The following is an 18585-nucleotide window of genomic DNA, read 5'->3' on the forward strand; positions in this document are numbered from 1 at the left end:
CAGGTGACTTCCTCATTCTTCAAATGGGAGTCCTCTGGAGAACCCGCGAATCCAAGGTTCGCTAGTTCCGCTTGATGCGGCGAGAGGTTCTTGTGAAGGAAATTTCGATTGCGGAGATTGAGGAGCGCATTGGCTATCACTTTCAGGATCCATCGCTCCTGGAAACCGCGCTCACGCATGCATCGCTGAGCGACCACCGCTCCAAGAGCAACGAGCGCCAGGAGTTCCTGGGCGACGCGGTGCTGGGGCTGGTGGTGTGCGAGCATCTCTTCCGCTCGTTGGCGGAAAGCCTGGAGGGCGATCTCACCAAGGTGAAGAGTTACGCGGTGAGCCGGCAGACCTGCGCCGAGATCGCGATCGAATTGAAATTGCACGAGGCGCTGCGTCTGGGCAAGGGCATGGGTCCGCCGACCACGCTGCCGAGCTCGGTGAGCGCGGCGGTGCTGGAGTCGGTCATCGGAGCGATTTACCTTGATGGAGGCCTAGAGCCGGCGCGGGAGTTCATCCTGAAGCACATCGGCCACCGGGTCGACGAATCGCTGCGCGGCGGGCACCAATTCAACTTCAAAAGCGTGCTGCAGCAGACCCTTGTGGCCCTGCGCATGCCCTCGCCCAGCTACGTGATTCTGGATGAAAAGGGGCCCGACCACGCGAAATGCTTCGAGATTGCGGTGGTCAGCGGCGAGCGGCGCTTCACGGCCTGCTGGGGAGCGAGCAAGAAGTCCGGCGAGCAGGCGGCGGCTCAATCGGCACTTCGCGAACTTGGCGTGATCACGGCGGATGAGCGGGGGATCGAGATCGCCCGGCCGATTCCTGGGCGGAGCAGGTCCGGCCCCGCCCCAAAGGCCGACTCGGTTAAGAGCCCGCCTTCCGAAAAGAAGAAATGATCTGCTCGACGCAGGCGGGCTCGCTGGAACTGGTGTCCACGATTACGTCGGCGAGCGAGCGATAGAGCGGCATTCGAATCTTGTTGAGCGTGCGCACTTCGGCGATCGCATCCGCGTTGGCGTCACCGGTCGAAGGAATGGCGGGCAGCAGGGGGCGATCGCCGCGATTGTTGGCCAGACGCCGGGCGAGCTCGGAGTCGCCGGGCTCGAGCAGGGCGATCTTCAATGTGCCCTGCGACTTCGATTGCAGAAGGAGTTCAGCGGCGCCCGGCGCCATCGGCGTGCCGCCACCCAGGGAGAGCACGCACGTGTTGTCCTGCGAAAGCAGCCGGGCCAGTTCGGCGCACTCGGCGGCGCGCCAGGCGGGCTCCCCGATCGAATGAAATGTTTCAAAGACCGTCCGAGTGCCGAGTCGCTTCAACACGACCTCGTCCAGGTCGACAAAGTCGCACTTCAGGCGAGCGGCAACCATGCGGCCAAGCGTCGACTTTCCGGAAAGTCGAAGGCCAATCAGCGCCAACTTTATGGGGGCTGGCAAGCGGCTCAGCGGGTCTTGACGGCCCGTCCAACGCGGCGCTTGCGATTCACAATGGCCCGGCCCTTGCTTGTCTGCATGCGGGCGCGGAAACCAACTTTGCGAAGTTTCTTGATGCGGCTGAGTTTGTGCGGATAATGCATTGCGGTTCCTTCGAGGTGGGCCGAACAGGGTAGCGTAAATCGGGTTCCGGCTCAACCGCTTGGATTTGTGGAATCTTTCCCCGTGAAAATGCGGTAGAGCGCCGGCAGCACCACCAGCGTGAGAAGCGTGCTTGAAATCAGCCCTCCGATGACGACCGTGGCCAGGGGTTTCTGGACCTCGGCGCCCGTGCCCTGGGCCAGGGCCATTGGCACGAAGCCGAGTGATGCCACCAGGGCGGTCATCAACACGGGCCGCAGCCGCACCAGGCAACCGCGCTCGATCGCGGTGTCGCGCTGCAGACCTTCGCGCCGCAGTTGATTGATGAACGAAACCATCACCAGACCGTTGAGCACGGCGACGCCGGAGAGCGCGATGAATCCCACCGCCGCGGATATGGAGAAGGGCATGTCGCGCAGCCACAGAGCGACGATGCCGCCGGTGAGGCCAAGCGGCAGGGCGCTGAAGACCAGCAGCGCGTACTTGACGCTCTTGAAGGTGCTGAAGAGAAGCAGGAAGATCAAAAGGAAGCAGACGGGAACCACCACGCCGAGCCGTTCCTTGGCAGCCACCAGATTTTCGTACTGGCCGCCCCAGACGATCCATTGGCCTGCCTTAAGGGAAACACCCTGAACGCGTTGCTGCGCCTCCTGGACGAAGGAACCCAGATCGCGCCCGCGCACATTGCATTGGATGACGATCCGTCGCTTGCCGTTCTCGCGGCTGATCTGGTTGGCACCCTCCGCGACCTCGATCGCGGCCACCTGGCCCAGCGGCACGAACCCCGCGTCCGCTGTTTGGGTTTGCTTTCCCTGAGAATCAACGATGCTCGCGTGCTGAAGGATGCCCGGCTGCGGCTCGCCCTTGGGCAGGGGTATGGGCAGTCGCTCGAGCACGTCGAATTTTCCGCGCAACTCGTCCGGCAGGCGAACCACCAGGTGGAAGCGGCGATCACCTTCGAAGACCTGGCCGGCCTCGGTGCCGCCCATGGCTGCCGAGACCACCGTCTGCACGTCAGCCACGCTCAGGCCGTAGCGCGCGATGGCGGGGCGGTCGATTGCAACGGTCATCACCGGCAGGCCCTCGGTCTGTTCGGCTTTGACATCGGCGGCGCCGGGAATGCCCTGGAGCACCGCTTGCACCTCCTTGGCGGTTTTCTCCATCGCGGCAAAGTCGTCGCCGTAGACCTTGACCGCCACGTCGCTTCGGACGCCAGAGATCAATTCGTTGAAGCGCATCTGGATCGGCTGCGTGAATTCGTAGTTGTTGCCCAGCTCGGCGGCCAGTGTTTTCTGGATGAACTCGATGAGTTTCCCCTTTTGCCCGTCGAACTCGCTGCGCCATTCCTCCTTGGGCTTGAGAATGATGAATGTGTCCGAGACATTCGGGGGCATCGGATCGGTGGCCATCTCGGCGGTGCCGGTCTTGGAGAAGATGAAGGCGACCTCGGGAATGGCGGCGACCGCCCGCTCGATTTCAAACTGCATGGCCTGCGACTGCGTGATGCCGGTCGAGGCGATCCGCATCGCGTGCATGGCGATGTCCTTCTCGTCGAGCTGCGGCACGAATTCCTGACCCAGCCGCGTGAAGAGCAGCGCCGATGCGGCGAAGGCCACCACCGCCGCCGAGACCACGCTCCAGCGCATGCGGATCGACCAGGCGACCACCGGCGCATAGACGGACTTGGCCCAGCGCACCAGGAACATGTCCTTCTCGCTCACCTTGCCGCGGATCAAAATCGCGACCATCGCCGGGACAAAGGTCATCGAAAGGATGAAAGCGGCGATGAGCGAAAAGATCACCGTCAGCGCCATCGGATGGAACATCTTCCCCTCGACGCCGGTGAGCGCCAGAATCGGAAAGTAGACGATGACGATGATCGCCTGCCCGTACACCGAGGGCTGGATCATTTCCTTCGCGGCGATCATGACCTCGCGAAGTCGTTCTTCCAGCGTGAGCAGGCGGCCCTCGCGGTGCTGGCGCTCGCCGAGCCGGCGCAGGCAATTTTCAACGATGATGACGGCGCCATCCACGACCAGACCGAAGTCGATCGCCCCCAGGGACATCAGGTTTCCGCTCACATTCGACTGCACCATTCCGGTGGCGGTCATGAGCATCGACAGCGGAATGGCCAGCGCACAGATCAGCGCCGCCCGCACATTGCCCAGCATCAGCAGCAGCACGGCGATCACCAGAACGGCGCCTTCCAGCAGATTGGTCCGGACCGTGGCGATGGTCGCATCCACCAGCTTGGTGCGATTGAGCACGGTCTTGGCCCGGATTCCGGGCGGCAGACTGCGCTGGATCTCGGTCATCTTGGCGTCGACCGCGGCGGCCACGGTGCGGCTGTTGGCGCCGATGAGCATGATCGCGGTTCCCACCACGACCTCGTTGCCATTCTCGCTGGCAGAGCCGGTGCGCAGCTCGCGGCCGACGCCGACTCCGCCCGGAACAACGATGTCCCGCACATAGATCGGCACGCCATTGCGGGTGCCCACCACGATCGATTCAAGCTGCTCCATGTTCTCGATGCGCCCCGTGGTGCGCACGAGGTAGGACTCTCCCTTGTGCTCGACGTAGCCCGCGCCGGTCGAGACGTTGTTGCTCTCGATCGCGTGGATGACCTCCGTGAAGGTGAGGCCGTAGGAGACCAGTTTCATCGGATCGGGCTGCACGTGGTACTGCTTCACGTATCCGCCGATCGCGTCCACGCCCGCGACATCCTTCACACCCTTGAGTTGCGGACGGATGATCCAATCCTGCACCTCGCGCAGATAGGCCGATTGCTCGAGCTCGCTGGCCAGGCGCCGATCCTCCGGTGTCAGATAGGAGCCATCCGCTTGCCACCCGGGCACGCCATCGGTGATAGTCGCGCCGACTCCGCGGGGATGCTCATATTCCACGGTGTACATGTAGATCTCGCCCAGGCCGGTGGCGATCGGCCCCATGACCGGGTCGACGCCCTGCGGCAGCGAATCCCTGGCTTCGCCGAGCCGCTCGGAGACCTGCTGCCGCGCAAAGTAGACATTGACGCCATCCTCGAAGATCGCAGTGACCTGCGCAAAGCCGTTGCGCGACAGCGAGCGCGTCGACTGCAGGCCGGGTATTCCGGCGAGGGCATTTTCGATCGGATAGGTGACCTGCTTCTCGACCTCGGCCGGGGCCAGAGCCGCGGCGAGCGCGTTGATCTGCACCTGGTTGTTGGTGATGTCGGGCACCGCGTCAATCGGCAGCTTCTTGAGCGAGTAGAGACCAAGCGATGCGACCATCGCCGTGAGTAGCACGATGAGCCAGCGGTTCTTGATCGAGAAGCGGAGCAGAGGTTCGAGCATGGGGAGCGTTTTCTGTGGTGTGGTGTCTGGAGGTCAGTCAATGGATTCGGTACGCAGTGCGCTAGTGCTCATGCGCCGCGCTTCCCTTGCCTAGTTCCGCCTTCAGGATGAAGCTGCCCGCGGCGACAAACTTCTCGCCGACGGCAAGACCGGAGTAGACTGGCACCAGACCGCCCACGGACTTGCCCACCGTGACGGCGCGCTTCGCAAATGTGTTGGGTTCATCGGGCACCGGCACAAAGACCGCGGGGCCGCCCTCCACGGTCTGCACCGCTTCGTCGGGGACCGCGACTATGGGCTTTCCGGCGCCGCCTTCGGCTTCGCTTGATGCGACAATTTCCGCCTGAGCAAACATGCCCGGCTTGAGCGACATCGCCGCGGCGGGAACTTCAATGCGCACCGAAGCGGTCCGCGTGTTCGGGTCGACCAGCGGCGAAATGAACGCCACCGTGCCTTCGAAGACCTTGCTGCCGACCGTGCCGATCGTGACCAGGGCCTTGGCGCCGAGCGAAACCTCGTGCATCCGTGCTTCCGGCACATCGGCGATCACCCAAAGCGTGCTCATGTTCGCCAGCACCATGAGCGTTTCCCGGTCGGGGCCGACGAGTTCTCCCAGCGTGACTTCGCGCTCGACGATCTGTCCGTCGATCGCGGCGAGGATTGAATAGCGGGGCATGATCTCGCCGGTGGCGGCCAATGCCTCGATGCCTGACTTCGACATGCCCAGAAGGATCAGGCGGTTCTCGCCACCTATGACTGAAGCCTGGGCCAGCTTCTGAGCGGCCACCGCCGCGAAGTACTCGCCCTCGCGGCGCTGCACCTCGGTCAGGGAAATGCCCTGCGACTTTTCGTAGAGGCCTTTCGCGCGTTCCCAGGAGATCCGCGCCAGCTCCATGCTCGGCTTGGACATTTCAGCGGCGGTGCGCTTCTGAAAATATTCGGCCTGCGCCTCGCCCAGCTCGGGGCTTTCGATCACCGCGAGTGTGTCACCCTTAAGGACCTGCGCGCCCAGGCGAGCCGGGAGCTCGACCACGCGTCCGCGCAGCGGCGAACCGACATGGGCCATCGCCTCGGTGTTGAAGGCGACCCGCGCCGGGGCGACAAAGGTGGGCTTCAGGAGCATGTGTTGCGCGGCCTCCACCTTGATGCCGTAACGGGCGACCGCCTCGGCGGTGAGCTGCACTTCGTCGGAGTGCTCGCCTTCGCTTGCGTGGTCGTGAGCGTGGTCGTGGGGGGCGCTTTCATCATGAGCGCCGGGTTTCTCGGCGGCATGGTGGTGGGGGACGCTCTCATCATGGGCGCCCGGTTTCTCGCCTGCGTGATCGTGAGGAACGCTCTCATCTTGTGCGCCCGGCTTTTCGTGAGCATGGTCGTGGTGGTCGGCTTCCGCATGAGGCGCTTCCTTGCTGCACCCGGCGCAAGCCAGCGCAGCGAGGGCGACGGTCGCAGTCAGAAGGGCGGTGGACAAAAGGCAACGATGGGAAATGAGTGGAATTGCGTTCATGAATTGGCTCCGGCGTTTGCGGTTTCAACGGGGGCGACAACGGGGGTGACACCCGGTCCGCCAACGGCGCGCTGCAGGCGCATCAAAGAGAGAATGGCCTGCAGCTCGATGTCGACGGACTTGGCCAGCGAAGTCTCCAGATCCTGCTCGGCGAGAAATACGGTGGTCACGTCGGTCTGACCTGCTTGATAGGCGTCCTCGGCTTCCTGCCGCCGCTGCTGCTGCAGCGGGACAAGCTCCATCTGCACGCGGCGAAGATTGGCGAGATTTCCGGCTAGAGCCTGGTAGGCAACGCGCACTTCCTCGACCACTTTGCGCCTGGCCAGCGTGAGGTTGTGGCGGGCCTCCATTTGCTCCGCCTCGGCGCGGGCCCGCTTGGCAGAACCCGTGTCGAAAATGGGAATGGGCGTTGAAAGAGCGGGGCCCGTGAAGAAGGATTGATCGTCGCGCTGGGTCTGGGCTCCCACGCTCAGGCTTTCCCACGGCGCCAGGTTGGCCAGTGCGTACTCGTCCCCGAGGGCCGCAAGTTGCCATGTCACGGCCTGCACCTCAGGCCGGTGAAGCAGTGCCGCATTCACCCATTGCGACTCCGCGTGCGCCTCGAGCGCCGGCGCCGACCAGGAATCCAATTTCCATTCACCCGCGCTTGAAGGCTCGCCGATGAGGCGCGCCAGACGCAGGCGATCCTCGCGCCGCTTCAACCGCGCATCCGCGATTTCAACTTCCAACGCAACGCGCTGGGCCGAGAGCGTCGTGACGTCGGAGCGAACGCCCTCGCCGGCATCGAGCCGGTTTCTGGCGACTTGAGCCAGCTTGTTCAGCAGCGAAAGTCGGTCCTCCAGCAGCGGGATCAATTGATCGCCCGCCTGCACAGCCGCGTAGCGCGATTGCAATTCGACCACGACATCCAGCGCCACGGTCACCGCGTCGGCGGCGGCCCTGGCAAGTCGATTGTCGGCAGCGCTGGCCTTGCGGGGAATCTGCAGGCACTGGATCAGCTCCTCCATGAGCGAGACCTGCACCTGGGGAAGGCCCGGTCCCCACATGTAGGCGATGGTGAGCACGGGATTGGGCAGCAGACGGGCCTGGTCCGCGTCGGCCATGGCGACGCGCACACGGGCCAGAGCTGCCTGCAGCGACGGATCGGTGGTCACCGCGAGGCGCAGGGCGTCGCTTGCGGAAAGTGCGCCTGTGTGAGAGGGTTCATCAAGCGGTCCGCCCTCATCGCGAAAGACCACGGCGTCCTTGGTGCCGATGGCAAGGGCGATGGACTCCTCGGCGGTGGGTTGCGGAGCATTGGACTGGCATCCGGCTGCAAGAAGCGCGGCGATGGTTACTCCCAAGGCGGGAGCCCGGCCGCGCACGAAGAAACGCGCAAAAATTGTCATGAGTGTGTCCTGTCAGTTGTGGAAAATGCGAAAAACGCGACGCCGAAAAGGGGCGGGTTCTTCGTGCTTACACAACCAAAATGACACAGCGCAATTGCGCCAGCGCGTCGGGCGGACGCACCGGGACCGGCAGGGAACTCAGGTGCTTGTTGCAAGCACTCGGTTCCTGAATCGCAACCGGAATCGCAAACTCAACAGGTGTTGCCACCAGCGAGAAATCCTGAGGCCCGTGCGTCAAAGCGCGGGCGATAGTGACATCCGGATTGACCGGGGTGTCCGAGCAGGGAGCAGGGGCATGGTCGCTCTCGCCCTCCGTGCATTCGGATTCGTTGGTGCAGACTTTGCGGCAGTCACCGTCGTTGCTTCGCTCGCAGCCCCATTCAATGTGCGTGTTGCCCTTGCCGTCATCGCAGATCACCAAACCCGAGCAAAGCGTGGTGCCGTTCAATAGGAACGAGACCAGGCAGAGCCAGAGTGTCAGGAGTCGCAGGGGGGAGTCGTGCATCGGGTGGGGTTTGATGATTCGGCGGTGGGTGTGCTGCGTGACAGCCTCAGTGTGGTTCGGCCAAATTAGCGTAAATCTTGATGGAGTTCAATTTCCATCTGGTTGGCGTGTGATATCTGTTCCGTCTATGTGGTGTGGAGGGGCTGAATGGAGCGGCGTTGGGCCACATGGGCGGCCTTTCGACAGTCTGCCCGCTCGCACTTACTCTTGCCGCGTGACCCGATCCGCGACCACCCCAACTGCAACGCCAGCCGCCACGCCCTCTCAAGTTGATGTCGTGATTGTTGGAGCGGGGCACAACGGACTTGTCGCGGCGGCCATGCTTGCCAAGCAAGGCTTGAAGGTGACCGTGGTGGAAGAGCGGGCCATGATCGGCGGCGCCACCAAGACCGAGTATCCATTTGCACGCGTGCCGAAGCTGGGCACATCAACCGCGTCGTACTTGCTGGGGGTGATGCAGCCGGAAATCATTGCACGCACCGGCGCCAACATTCCGGTGCTGCGACGCGACCCGCACTACTTCCTGCCCACGCTTGATGGCCGCTACCTGCTCTTCGGCTCCGACCAGGCCGCCATGAAGCAGCAATTCCTGAGCATGTTCTCGCTGCGAGATTGGCAAGCCAATCAGGCGCTGGCCGAGGAAGTTGGAAAGCTGCGCGACGACCTGGCGCCAAGCTGGCTTGAAGAGCCGGTGTCGGTGGAGGCGACTGCGGACATCTACATCCGTCCGGAGCTGCGCGAGGTGTTCGTGAAGCTGGTCACCGGCACGGTGGAGGATTACCTGCATCGATTCGGCTTTCAGAGCGAACTGCTGTTGGCCATGTATGCGGTGACCGACGGATTCAGCGGCTTGAGCGGCTCGTTCGGCACGCCGGGCACGGGCATGAACTTCCTGGTTCACAACATGTGCCGACTGCCCAAGGCCGATGGAACCTGGATGGTGGCCAAGGGCGGCATGGGCACGGTGGCCAATGCTTTCGCCGATGTCGCCAAGAAACATGGCGCCACAATTCTGACCAGCGCGCCGGTGGCGAGGATTGTCATGACCGGGGAGAGGGCGACTGGCGTGACCCTTGTCGATGGGCGGGAGATCACAGCCCGCGCGGTGCTGGTCAACGCGGACCCGTTCCGGCTGCGCGAGATGGTGGGGCGAGCCGCGTTGCCGGAGAAGCTCAACGCCCGCATGGATGACTTCATCCGCACCGGCACCACCATGAAGATCAATATGGCGCTCAAGGGCCTGCCCAAGTTCAAGTGCCTGCCGGAGGATCGCGGCCAGCACAACGGCACCATGCACCTGCTGCCGCAGGGCAAGCACCCGATCGCGGACATCAAGGCCGGCTTCGAGAAGGTGATGCGCGGCGAGCTGGCGGAGTTCCCCACGATCGAGTGGTACATCCACACGCAGGTCGACCCGTCGCTGCAGGATGCGGCTGGCCACCACAATTCGGCGTTCTTCATTCAGTGGGTGCCCTATGAGATCAAGGGATCGACTTGGGAGGCTGAGGAGAACCGCTATGTCAACCACATTTTCAGCATCGCCGAGCAGTTCTGCCCGGGTTTTTCGGATTCAGTGCTGGACACCTATGTGCTGACGCCCAAGCGCATCGAGAGGGACATCGGCATTCGCTACGGGCACATTCACCATGTGGACAATACTTACGGCTTCGACCAGCGCATGCCCTACGCCACTGGTGTCGATGGCTTGTATTCGTGCAGCGCGGGGTGCCATCCGGCGGGGTCGGTCATCGGCGCGGCGGGGCACAATGCGGCGGTGCGCGTGGCGAAGGAATTGGGAGTGAGGGCGAAGTGAGCGGAGGGCTTCTCCAAAATATTTGTATAAAGAAGTCAACCTATCGAAAGCAAATGGGATCTTGCCCAAAGGGAAATATGGTTTATCAAGGCTTTGTCTAAAAATCGCGGCCCAAATTCAAATTACCAGGGAAGTATAAATGTTTTCTGATGAATGAATTTCGAATTGTCGCACAAGCTTGAAGTTACTCAAAGTAGGCAGAAATTATTGGAATATTTTGATCCCTGGCCAGCGTTTTTTGACGATCTCAATTCCATCCTTTGTTACTTTCGTTCGGGAGAGGTACAGCCGATTAAGAGATCTGAGGCCTGTGCTTTTGTGTGCGAGTTCATATATCCCCTCATCACTTATTTCTGTCATGCTGAGGTCAAGCGATGTGAGATTCTTAATTCCGGTATTTGGACGGGCGAGTTCACTAATTCCCGCATTAGTCACTTTTGATGAGCACAAATCCAAAGATGTAAGAGAATTGAGGCCGGTGTTTGGTCGAGCGAGTCCGCCAATTCCAATATCTGTTACTTTTGTCATTCTGAGTGACAGCGATACAAGTGATTCAAGTCCCGAATCTTCGCGGGCGAGTTCCATAACTCCCACATCAGTCACATCTATGTCGAAGAGATTCAGAGTGGTAAGAGTCTTCAATCCAGTATTTGCACGTGTAAATTCCTTCAAAATCTCGTCATTCATCGGCGTATTAAAGAGTGTCAATGAAGTGAGAGATGCAAGTCCGGTGTCTGTGCGAGCGAGTTCCAACAGCCCTTTCTTTGTCCCTAACTCGTAAATAGTAAGATTCGTAAGACTCTTAAGACCGGTTTCTGGGCGCGTAAGTTCTTTCATTCCCGCGTCCGAGATTTGACTATTGAAGAGAAGCAATGTGGTAAGAGACTTGAGACCTGTGTCCGCTCGAGAGAGCTCGGTCCACCCTTTATTAGTGACATTGCCGGCTAAGAGAAACAAGGTATTAAGAGATCTAAGGCCAGAATCCGCGCGCGTGAGTTCTTTCATTCCAGCATCTGTCATTTCTGTGAAACACAGATTGAGGCAATCAAGCGCCTTGAGAGCCGTATCCGTCTTAGAAAGTTCCATTACGCCAATATCAGTTATGTTGGTACTTGAGAGATCCAATCGTGTCAGGGTCGAAAGGCCGGTGTCCTTACGGCAGATTTCCTTCACTCCTATATCAGTCACCTCCGTGTGGCCGAGGTCAAGCGATGTAAGTATTTTGAGACCTGAATCCGAGTCAGCCAGGTCCCTCACGCCCACATCAGTAGCTTCTGTGTGGCTAAGGTCTAGTGAAGTGACGTTCTTGAGGCCCGTATCTGAGGCCGTAAGTTCTTTCACTCCCACATCAGTCACCTTAGTGTGACTAAGGTTCAACGAGGTAAGTGACTTTAGATTAGTACTAGCCTTTGCTAACCAGGCCACGCCTGCATCTGTAACATGGTCTCCTGAAAAATCCAATTCAGTTACTTGAGACAGTTTCCTTTGATCCAAGACGGAATCGGAAGGGAGTTCGAGATGTTGGAAAATTTTAAGTTCAATAATCGCCCGTTCTTTATGAGGAAGTTTGCCAAAAATGATTTCGCTTGAGGCCCCACTAATGGAATGATCAGGAGTGGCCGGTAGGGAATCTGAATCAATTTCGATGATCTTATTTTGCGATGGCTCTAATTCTGGGCGTTGTACAGTGAGTCGCATGATCGCTTGTCTCTCTTCGTGTTTGGAGAGCCATCGCTGCGCTTCTTTGCTTGTAAGCATGCTGCTATTTGCAATATTGTTGCCTTGCGAATCACGGTCGCCTTTGTATAAGGAAGCCTCGCGATATATGGCTTGAACAATGGTGTTCCACCGTTCAGCCCGTCCCGGATCGGACGACTCCGTGGGAACAAGAATATTTATTGCTTTGCTGTCGCCTTTAAGGTGTGATTTCCTATCATCCTTAATTTTGCGGGGGTTAAGCAAATTATGGACATCTTTGATCGCTTCAAAAATATTTTTACGATTGAGCAGGTCGCAAAGTTCTTGGTCCTCAGCGAGTTCGCGGGTGCGTTCTACTCCGATAGTTGCTTCCAACGTTCGTTGCACAATGCATAAACCCGAAAATATTTGGTATGGAGGTAATTCTGATTTAAGTGAATTGGGGAGATTTGTAGGGTCCCGAAGGGCGATATCAATTAAGGCAGTGTTGATCCGTCGCACCAGTGAGCGAGGAGTGCGGTTGGCCGAGAGCGCCAAAACTTTGGCAAGATCCTTAAGCCCCAAGCGGATCTCATGGCCAACCGCTTTTGCGAGGCGTTTGTCCAGAAGTTCTTCTGCGAAATTTACGAACCTTTCGCCACGGGGAGACATGTGGAGGGGCAGTTGCACAATCTTGTCAAGATAACTTTTGTGGACATGGGCATTGTCTTTCCCATAGCGCTGTAATGCCAAGTGTGAGAGATACGCATCCACGACGATATGGTTTAACGCAAGTACAAAAACGAATCCGGCTTGACAGAGAACCAATTTTACATTTTCCAAAAGTTCGAAAGCCTTTTCAGGTTGGCAACGATCAAGATCATCAATGAATACGACAACAAGTGGCCAGTTGTGCTTTGTATCGCCCGCGGCGCTGCTGACAGCGCTTCCGACCTTATCGAGGGCATCAAAGGTCGAGAGCGAAAGGCACGATTCGCTGAGCGAGAACCAAAGCTTATTATCGAGAGTCCTTAATTCATTTTGAAGTTTGGCGAATTGTTCGAGCGTGTCTTTGGCGGACCATGTGGCTTCGGCAGCAATACTCCCGACAAATGGAATTTTTATTTCGGGCTTTAATTTGAATTGGAAACCCGCGAGCAAGGCGCGGCAATGCATTCCAGCCTTCTCGTACCAACCAATTTGTTCCGCATGGTTTCTGGCATCTCTCGCTTTGAGTGAGACGCATTTGGCCGCGACCTCTCGCTCGATCGTGGCCACTAAGGGCACTATTGGAAATTCTTCTCGCTCGTATCGCCAAGCATTAAACTCCACCGTCACCACATGCGACCATGCGGAATCTGCATTTATCATGGTGCGGGCCGCATGTAGAACAGAAGTTTTCCCGCTCCCCCATTCGCCATATACGCCAATGGTGAATGGACCTTTGGTTCCCAATGCCGCACGTGCAACCGTTCTAGAGAAGGGGTCTCCTTCAAAATAGTTTTCGGTATGTGAAAAAATCGGCTCGTCGTGTAGCAGGAAAAGTGGAAGGAGTTTGTCGTCCCCGAACATGTATTGAGAGAATAGCACCTGCTTGGTTTGCCGCGCTACCGTTCACTTGGGCAGAAAAGCTGAGAAGGTCATTTAATATGGCCTGAGGCATTAATTGTCAAAGACTTCGATTACGATCGCAAAGGAAGCGCTGACACCGCTTTGAACTATCGAACAATTCAACTGAAAATTTGAGGCCAGAATGATGCCACCCCCCAACTCCGACACCACCTTCCTCTCCGCCCTCACCGAGACCTTCCGCAAGTACAAGGATCTCGCCGAGAAGGCCGCCGCCCAGGCGCCCGACGCCGCGCTGCACGCGCCGCTGGATCCCAACACCAACTCCATCGCCATCATCATGAAGCACATGGCGGGCAACCTGCGTTCGCGCTGGACGGATTTCCTCACCACCGACGGCGAGAAGCCCGGACGCGACCGCGACGGCGAATTCGTGGACACCTACAAGTCCCGCGCGGAGATGCTCGCCGACTGGGAAGCGGGGTGGGCGGTTCTCTTCGCGACGCTCGCCGCGCTGAAACCCTCCGATCTCACGCGCATCGTCACCGTCCGCGGGGAGCCGCACACGGTCATCCTGGCGGCTCAGCGTTCGCTGGCGCACGCGGCCTATCACGTGGGGCAGATCATTCTCATCGCCCGCATCCACGCCGAGAACGAGAAGCTCGGCGGCAAGCCTGGCTCGTGGAAGGTGCTCACGATGCCGCGTAAAGGAGACAAGCCATGAACGAAAACCTTTCCAGACGAGCCGTCCTTGGCGGAACCTTGGGCGCCGCTCTGTTGATCCCCGGAAAGCTTCTTGCCTCCTCAGCACTCACTCAGGACCCGAAAAAGCCAAAGCCGCCCGCGCTGGAGCCGAGCCTGGTCAAGGAATTTGTTGGAGCGGGCCACTCCGACCTGGACAAGGTCAAGGCCATGCTCGCCGAGCATCCGACCCTGCTCAATGCAACCTGGGACTGGGGCAACGGCGACTTCGAAATGGCGATCGGCGGCGCCGGTCACATGGGCCGGCCGGACATCGCCGAATACCTGATCAGCCAGGGCGGCCGCTACGACCTCTTCGTCGCTGCCATGCTCGGCGAGCTGGAGCATGTGCAGTTGATCCTCAAGCTGCATCCGAATCTCGCCAAATCAAAGGGCCCGCACGGCATTTCCCTGCTCCAGCACGCCAAGGCCGGGGGCGAGCGAAGCAAGGCCGTTTTGGAGTTCGTCCAGCTTCAGGCCGTCTAACTACCAGCGACTCGCCAAATCATTTTGCATTGACGCGGTCTTCGGGTAAAACATTCGCATGTCAAAGAACAATCAACAAGAACCCCGGGGCGGCGCCATCAGCGTCGACCCGAAGCTCGCCCGCAACGGCGGGCTTTCCTACCTGGAGATCCCCGCCATCGACGCGCGGCGCTCCGCGATGTTCTACGAGAAGGTCTTCGGCTGGCACATCGAGGACGCCGACACCGACCATCCGAAGTTCTCCGACCAGACCGGGCACATGCTCGGCCGCTGGCGCAAGAGCCGCAAGGCCGCCCGCGAGCCGGGTCTGCTTCCCTACATCTATGTCGACGGCCTCGATGACGCGGTGAACAGCGTCATTGCCCTCGGTGGCGAGATCGTGAAGGCGCCCTATCCCGAAGGCAATCTTCGCGTCGCGACGATCCGCGATCCCGCCGGCAACGTGATCGGCCTCTGGCAAGAAGGCGATTGATCGCGCGATGAAGCACCGGTTCTTCCGCACCGCAGGCGAGTTTCGCAAGTGGCTGGCAAAGAATCACGCCGCGGAGACGGAGCTGCTGGTCGGTTTCTACACCAAGACCTCCGGCAAAACGAGCATCACCTGGCAGGAGTCCGTGCGTGAGGCGATCTGCTTCGGCTGGATCGACGGCATTCGCCGCAACGTCGACCCGGTGAGCTACAGCATTCGATTCACTCCGCGCAAGCGCACCAGCATCTGGAGCGCCATCAACATCGGCATCGCGAAGGAGCTGATCAAGCAGGGTCTGATGCGGCCACCCGGCCTAGCCGCCTACAAGCTGCGCCGCGATAACAAATCCGCCGTCTACGCCTACGAGCAGCACAAGGCCGTCATACCCGAGCCCTATGCCGGCCTTCTCAAGAAGAACAAGCGGGCCTTCGCGTTCTACGAAGCGCAGTCGCCCAGTTACCGCAAGTTGATCAGTTGGTGGATCGTCAGCGCCAAGCAGGAGGAGACTCGTGCGAAGCGAATCAAAAAGCTCATCGCGGAATCCGCCGCGGGGCGTAGGCTCTAGCCATGGGTTCGACTCGCATGGTGCGAATGTCCGGCACATGGCTGGCCATCTTGTTGCTGGTGGCATGGCTTCCGCTGCAATCCGCGCTGGCCGCGGCGATCGAAGTCATCGGCACGGACAAGTTCAAGAGCCAGATTTCCGGCGCGCTGACGCTGCTCAAGAGCAAGTCCCCCGACGCGTACAAGGTCGTCGCGGACAACATCGGCGTCATCAAGCAGTCCGAGCACAGCGGCATGCGCGCCGACGCCACGCCGCCGGTCTTCGAGATCAACGACGCCTCTGCCTTCTACTCGCCGACCTGGTGCGCCAGCGTCATCGCCCACGATTCCTTTCATTCGAAGCTTTATCACGACTATCTCAAGGCTCATCCCGGCGAAGTGCCATCGGAAGCCTGGACCGGCCATGAAGCGGAGAAGAAATGTCTCGAGCACCAGGTGAAAGTGCTCAAGTCGATCGGTGCGCCCGAGAATGAGATCACCTACTGCAGCAAGATCTCGCCCGACTACGCGGATGTGCCCTACGAAAAACGAAATTGGTGAATTCAGGCGGGTTGGAGCGCCGCCTGGTTCGCGTGCAGGAACCAGCGGTCCAGCACCACATGCCGCGTGAACCACTTGGTGCCCAGCAGGAACCCGGCGATGGAGTTTCGCAGGAACGCCGGGCCGGCGCCGCTTGAGGTGGCTCCCTTACCGAATCGCTCGCGCAACTTGTCCGCGTACATCTGCAACTTCTCTTGGCGGTAGTCGCCATTGGCGGCCACGATCGTTTCGGCCGCCATCAGGCCGGACTCAACCGCGGGGCGGATGCCCTCACCGCTCTGCGGATAGGCCAGACCGGCCGCGTCGCCGACCAGCAACAGACCATCATCGATCTGCTTGCGCACCGAATGCCCATGCAGCAGATAAGCGTGTCCGTGAAAGTGGTCGGGCATGTCCTGCGGAATCCGGCCGCGCTGCTTGAGGAACCTGCAAAAACTCTCGAGCTGCTCGGGAAGCCGGTGGTTGTCCTCGCGGCCCAGCCCGATGTTGAGATACGCGCCCTTGCGGAAACACCAGCCGTAGCCCTTGAGGTCGCGGCAAAAATAAAGTTCGGGCGTGTCAGCCTTCGCCTTGCAATCGCGGGTTTGCTCAGGCGTCATTTCGAACTCGATTTCCTTGGCCACGACCGCCGGTTCGTCCTTGCCGATGCTCGCACCCATGAAGCGTGCCACCGGGCAGAAGTGCCCGCCCGCGCCGACGACCAGCGGCGCGGAGACGGAGTCATTGACGATCCAGTTGTCGCCCTCACGCCGAATCGATTTGAGCGATTCGCCTTGCCGCAAACGCGCGCCTGATCGCTTCAGCAGATAGTCGTCCAATTCGCAGCGGCGGATGCCATAGCTGACCGTGGAGAGGTACTTGGTCTCCACTTCACGGCCTTCGATCAAGCCGGTGCGGAAAGCCGTGATCGGCTGCAGCAGATGCTTCGCTGCATAGTCCGCGAGGTCCAGTTCCAATTCCTGTGCCACCGCGGGTGTGATCCATCCGGCGCAAACCTTGTCGCGCGGGAAGGTCGCCTTGTCCATCACCACCACATCCATGCCTTGCCGGCGCAATTGCCACGCGCAGCTCGAGCCCGCGGGCCCGCCACCCACGATGAGCACGTCACAGCGTTCCAATGGAGTCCTTCACCGCGTCGGGCTTGACTTCGCGAAGGGTCTGCTGCGGTTGATAAAGGTGGTCGCGGGTCCAGGGAATCTGGTTGTTGCTCGCGCGGGCAAAGGTCGCCTGGAACAACTGCATGCCGCCGGTCTTGAAGGCGGTGAGCGAGCCGGCGAGGTAGAGGCGCCACGCCCGCACGAAGGCCTTGTCAAACATCCGCTCCACGTCGTCGGCGTGGGCCTCGAAGCGCTGCAGCCAGTGCTCCAGCGTCTTGGCGTAGTGCAGCCGCAGATTCTCGACATCCAGCACCGAGAAATCGAAGGGCTCGAAAATCTTCATCATCTGTCCCAGGCTGGGCGGGCAGGCGCCGGGGAAAATGCAGCGCTCCGTCCAGGCGTCCATGGTGCGGGGGAAATTCACGCCGATGGTGTGGATCAGACCGCGACCATGGGCGCCCAGGCTGCGGTCGATGACCCCGCCGAGTTCCTTGTAGTGCAACGGGCCCACGTGCTCGAGCATGCCCACGCTGACGAACGCGTCGAATTCGCCGCGCGAGTTGCGGTAATCATCCTCGATGAACTCGACGCGCCCTTCGAGCCCCTCGGCGCGGGCGCGATCGCGGGCGAATGCAATCTGCTCCTTGGAAATGTTGTAGGCCTTCACCGACACGCCGTAGTGCCTGGCCATGTGCAGCGCCAGTGCGCCCCAGCCGCACCCGGTTTCCAGCACGTTCTCGCCCGGCCGCAGGCGCAATTTCCGGCAAACATGATCCAGCTTCGCGAACTGAGCCTCCTCAAGCGTGGCGTCAGGACTCTCGAAGTAGGCGCAGGTGTAGACCATGCGCTCATCCAGCCAGAGTTTGTAGAAGTCGTTGCCGATGTCGTAGTGGTGCTGGATGTTGTCGCGCGACTTATCCAATGAATGAAGCCGCGCGTGATTGAGCCAGGTCAGCAGCCTGCGACCCGGACTCGCCTTCTTCTGAAGGGGCCAGGCGCGATAGGCCGCATCCAGGAACTCCAGCAGGTTGCCTTCCACCTCGATGCGCCCAGCCGAATAGAGCATGCCGAAGTTCAACTCGGGGTTGAGCAGCAGTTTGGCCAGCGCGCCCGCGTCGCGGATGATCACCCGCGCCACGGCGTTCCCGCGAAAGCTTGAAATCTCCTGGCCATTCCAGAGCACGATCCGCACCGGCGGATTGCCGATGGCCCGCATGACCCGCATGACGACCACTCGTGCCGCGGCAATCGCAACATTGCCCAGCGTCGGCCGCTGTTCACTTGCCCTCATCGGGAAGTTGCTCACGGCCTTCATGATAGGTGCCGGACGCCATGGA

The 18585-nt window shown here is 60.2% G+C and carries 15 protein-coding genes and 1 pseudogene; 7 read left to right on the forward strand and 9 right to left on the reverse strand.

What is annotated here, in order from left to right:
- Window positions 1-74 precede the first annotated feature (74 nt).
- The gene (gene rnc / locus K8R92_02435; protein ID MCE9618748.1) at window positions 75-887 is read left to right on the forward strand and encodes a ribonuclease III; all 813 of its coding nucleotides are present in this window, start codon (window positions 75-77) and stop codon (window positions 885-887) included.
- Here the strand turns inward: rnc and K8R92_02440 are convergent.
- The 6 genes from K8R92_02440 to K8R92_02465 all read right to left on the reverse strand — a co-directional run bounded on the left by K8R92_02440 (window position 856) and on the right by K8R92_02465 (window position 8292).
- On the reverse strand, window positions 856-1359 hold the full coding sequence (locus K8R92_02440; protein MCE9618749.1) for a hypothetical protein: 504 nt from the start codon (window positions 1357-1359) through the stop codon (window positions 856-858). The two genes, rnc and K8R92_02440, sit on opposite strands and share 32 nt — an antisense overlap.
- Before the next feature lie 71 nt (window positions 1360-1430).
- Complete coding sequence (locus K8R92_02445; protein MCE9618750.1) at window positions 1431-1565, reverse strand: 50S ribosomal protein L34; 135 nt, start codon at window positions 1563-1565, stop codon at window positions 1431-1433.
- A gap of 51 nt (window positions 1566-1616) precedes the next feature.
- Window positions 1617-4895, reverse strand: coding sequence for a CusA/CzcA family heavy metal efflux RND transporter (locus K8R92_02450; protein ID MCE9618751.1), 3279 nt, complete (start codon window positions 4893-4895; stop codon window positions 1617-1619).
- Between the two features lie 61 nt (window positions 4896-4956).
- A complete protein-coding gene (locus K8R92_02455) occupies window positions 4957-6363 on the reverse strand; it encodes an efflux RND transporter periplasmic adaptor subunit (protein ID MCE9618752.1) in 1407 nt (468 codons plus the stop codon).
- Between the two features lie 32 nt (window positions 6364-6395).
- Entirely contained in the window at window positions 6396-7787 is a 1392-nt protein-coding gene (locus tag K8R92_02460) for a TolC family protein (GenBank protein ID MCE9618753.1), read from the reverse strand.
- A gap of 67 nt (window positions 7788-7854) precedes the next feature.
- Window positions 7855-8292 carry a hypothetical protein gene (locus K8R92_02465; protein MCE9618754.1) on the reverse strand — a complete coding sequence of 146 codons (438 nt, stop codon included), beginning with the start codon at window positions 8290-8292 and terminating at the stop codon, window positions 7855-7857.
- A 127-nt stretch (window positions 8293-8419) separates the two neighbouring features.
- On the opposite strand from K8R92_02465, the gene K8R92_02470 reads away from it, so the two are divergent.
- Window positions 8420-10105, forward strand: a complete 1686-nt coding sequence (locus K8R92_02470) for an NAD(P)/FAD-dependent oxidoreductase (GenBank protein ID MCE9618755.1) — start codon at window positions 8420-8422, stop codon at window positions 10103-10105.
- Between the two features lie 204 nt (window positions 10106-10309).
- Here the strand turns inward: K8R92_02470 and K8R92_02475 are convergent, their stop codons facing one another.
- Entirely contained in the window at window positions 10310-13354 is a 3045-nt protein-coding gene (locus K8R92_02475; protein MCE9618756.1) for a hypothetical protein, read from the reverse strand.
- Between the two features lie 181 nt (window positions 13355-13535).
- Here K8R92_02475 and K8R92_02480 point away from each other — a divergent pair, with 181 nt between their 5' ends.
- The 5 genes from K8R92_02480 (at window position 13536) to K8R92_02500 (ending at window position 16151) form a co-directional block, all read left to right on the forward strand.
- Window positions 13536-14075 carry a DUF1572 domain-containing protein gene (locus K8R92_02480; GenBank protein MCE9618757.1) on the forward strand — a complete coding sequence of 180 codons (540 nt, stop codon included), beginning with the start codon at window positions 13536-13538 and terminating at the stop codon, window positions 14073-14075.
- Between the two features lie 122 nt (window positions 14076-14197).
- On the forward strand, window positions 14198-14578 hold the full coding sequence (locus K8R92_02485; protein ID MCE9618758.1) for an ankyrin repeat domain-containing protein: 381 nt from the start codon (window positions 14198-14200) through the stop codon (window positions 14576-14578).
- A gap of 58 nt (window positions 14579-14636) precedes the next feature.
- Window positions 14637-15050: a VOC family protein gene (locus K8R92_02490; GenBank protein MCE9618759.1), complete on the forward strand. Its 414-nt coding sequence runs from the start codon at window positions 14637-14639 to the stop codon at window positions 15048-15050.
- 7 nt (window positions 15051-15057) lie between these two features.
- Window positions 15058-15612, forward strand: coding sequence for a YdeI/OmpD-associated family protein (locus tag K8R92_02495; protein ID MCE9618760.1), 555 nt, complete (start codon window positions 15058-15060; stop codon window positions 15610-15612).
- A 2-nt stretch (window positions 15613-15614) separates the two neighbouring features.
- Window positions 15615-16151: a hypothetical protein gene (locus K8R92_02500; GenBank protein MCE9618761.1), complete on the forward strand. Its 537-nt coding sequence runs from the start codon at window positions 15615-15617 to the stop codon at window positions 16149-16151.
- 2 nt (window positions 16152-16153) lie between these two features.
- Here the strand turns inward: K8R92_02500 and K8R92_02505 are convergent, their stop codons facing one another.
- Together K8R92_02505 and K8R92_02510 are read right to left on the reverse strand one after the other, a co-directional pair.
- On the reverse strand, window positions 16154-17269 hold the full coding sequence (locus K8R92_02505; GenBank protein MCE9618762.1) for an NAD(P)/FAD-dependent oxidoreductase: 1116 nt from the start codon (window positions 17267-17269) through the stop codon (window positions 16154-16156).
- Window positions 17256-18582: pseudogene (locus tag K8R92_02510) on the reverse strand (cyclopropane-fatty-acyl-phospholipid synthase family protein). Before K8R92_02510 ends, K8R92_02505 begins: the two are co-directional and overlap by 14 nt.
- Window positions 18583-18585: the final 3 nt, after the last annotated feature.

It is taken from the genome of Planctomycetota bacterium (assembly GCA_021414025.1).
GTDB lineage: Bacteria > Planctomycetota > Phycisphaerae > Phycisphaerales > SM1A02 > SYAC01.

Excerpts from the sequence above, each read along its gene's own strand:
- K8R92_02460 (MCE9618753.1), bottom strand. The coding sequence starts at position 7,787 with ATGACAATTTTTGCGCGTTTCTTCGTGCGCGGCCGGGCTCCCGCCTTG.
- K8R92_02500 (MCE9618761.1), top strand. The coding sequence starts at position 15,615 with ATGGGTTCGACTCGCATGGTGCGAATGTCCGGCACATGGCTGGCCATC.
- K8R92_02480 (MCE9618757.1), top strand. The coding sequence starts at position 13,536 with ATGATGCCACCCCCCAACTCCGACACCACCTTCCTCTCCGCCCTCACC.
- K8R92_02470 (MCE9618755.1), top strand. The coding sequence starts at position 8,420 with ATGTGGTGTGGAGGGGCTGAATGGAGCGGCGTTGGGCCACATGGGCGG.
- K8R92_02445 (MCE9618750.1), bottom strand. The coding sequence starts at position 1,565 with ATGCATTATCCGCACAAACTCAGCCGCATCAAGAAACTTCGCAAAGTT.
- K8R92_02450 (MCE9618751.1), bottom strand. The coding sequence starts at position 4,895 with ATGCTCGAACCTCTGCTCCGCTTCTCGATCAAGAACCGCTGGCTCATC.
- K8R92_02475 (MCE9618756.1), bottom strand. The coding sequence starts at position 13,354 with ATGTTCGGGGACGACAAACTCCTTCCACTTTTCCTGCTACACGACGAG.
- K8R92_02440 (MCE9618749.1), bottom strand. The coding sequence starts at position 1,359 with ATGGTTGCCGCTCGCCTGAAGTGCGACTTTGTCGACCTGGACGAGGTC.
- K8R92_02495 (MCE9618760.1), top strand. The coding sequence starts at position 15,058 with ATGAAGCACCGGTTCTTCCGCACCGCAGGCGAGTTTCGCAAGTGGCTG.
- K8R92_02490 (MCE9618759.1), top strand. The coding sequence starts at position 14,637 with ATGTCAAAGAACAATCAACAAGAACCCCGGGGCGGCGCCATCAGCGTC.
- K8R92_02465 (MCE9618754.1), bottom strand. The coding sequence starts at position 8,292 with ATGCACGACTCCCCCCTGCGACTCCTGACACTCTGGCTCTGCCTGGTC.
- rnc (MCE9618748.1), top strand. The coding sequence starts at position 75 with ATGCGGCGAGAGGTTCTTGTGAAGGAAATTTCGATTGCGGAGATTGAG.